Genomic DNA, 1,267 nt, shown 5'->3' on the forward strand with positions numbered 1-1,267 from the left:
TGCCGGCCAGCAGGACGGACACGAGCACGAACGCGATCACGGGCAGCAGCACCGCGTACTCGGCCGTGACGGCCCCGGTCTCGCCGCCCCGGAGCCCCCGGGGCCGCCCCGCCGTCCGGGCGCCCGTACGGCGCGCGGACGGCGGGGCGGAGGTCGGGTGCTCAGTCACGCTGGAGCGCCCCGGTGACGAGGTCCACGAGCAGCGACTGCACGTCCGGGCTGGTGAGCACGACGGCCAGCACGCCCGCGAAGCCCACGGCGGCGAGCGTGAGGATGCCGTACTCGGCCGTGATCGCGCCGGTCTCCTCGCCCGCGGCGTCGACGACGCGGGCGAGGCGGTCGCGCTCGCTCGGGCGGGTGACGGCGGGCTGGGCGGAGTGGGAGCGGTGGGTCATGGTGGTCCTCCTGGAGTGGGCCCCGCGGTGCGGGGCGGTGGTGACGGCCCGGCCGGGCCGCTGGTCCCAGGCTGGCCCGCTCCGGGGCCCGCGCGCCGGGGGCGATGCGGATCCGGGGATGGGCCGGGGCGATCGGGGCCCTGTGCAGGACCGGACGCCCTGGCGTCGCCACGGCCTCAGCCCGGTCCCGCCCCGAGCAGGGCCATGACGACGGGCACCACGCCCCAGCACACGAAGGCGGGCAGCAGGCACAGCCCCAGCGGCATCACCAGGCGCACTGCGAGCTCCTCGGCCGCCCGTTCGTCCGCCCGCCGGGTCTGCTGACGGACGGCGGCGGCGGTCTCGGCCAGCGTGCGGGCGCCGGCCATTCCGGACCGGTGCAGCGGACGCAGTCGGGCGGCGGTCTCGGCCCACACCGGGTCCGTATCGAGGCCCACCCATGCCTCGTCCCAGTCCCGACCCCAGAGCAGCAGCGCCGCCGTGGCCCGCAGGCCGCGGGCGCCCGGCAGGGTCCGGCCGAGGTCGTCCAGCGCGGCGGGCAGGGATCGGCCGGCGCTGAGCAGCGCCGCCAGCACGTCCAGCACGACGGCGGCCCCCACCGCCGCCGGCTCGCGCGCGGCCGCACGCAGCAGCAGGCGCGTCCAGGACCGCCCGGCCAGCCAGAACAGCAGACCCACCGCGGCGACCACGGAAGCGAGGGGCGAGCGGACCAGGTCCCCCGGGGAGGTGACGAGCGGCCACGCGAGGCCGAGGCCGCCCAGGGGCAGACACTGCAGCAGCAGGGACGTCGCGCCCGGCCCCGCCGCGGGCGAGCGGCGGGCTCGGGCCGCGTCCACGTCCGCCTCGAGGCTATGGGCCAGCTGCCGGGAGAC

At 78.8% G+C, this 1,267-nt stretch carries 2 protein-coding genes; both read right to left on the reverse strand.

What is annotated here, in order from left to right; all coding sequences use genetic code 11:
* Positions 1-161 precede the first annotated feature (161 nt).
* Positions 162-395 (reverse strand): DUF4244 domain-containing protein, encoded by a 234-nt coding sequence (locus tag D8M29_RS12180; RefSeq protein WP_036336908.1) that lies wholly within the window; start codon positions 393-395, stop codon positions 162-164.
* Between the two features lie 176 nt (positions 396-571).
* Positions 572-1,267, reverse strand: a 696-nt coding sequence (locus D8M29_RS12185) for a type II secretion system F family protein (RefSeq protein ID WP_174233368.1), incomplete at its 5' end; no start/stop codon positions are given.

This window comes from Micrococcus sp. HSID17227 (genome assembly GCF_003989405.1).
GTDB classification, from domain to species: Bacteria; Actinomycetota; Actinomycetes; order Actinomycetales; family Micrococcaceae; genus Micrococcus; species Micrococcus luteus.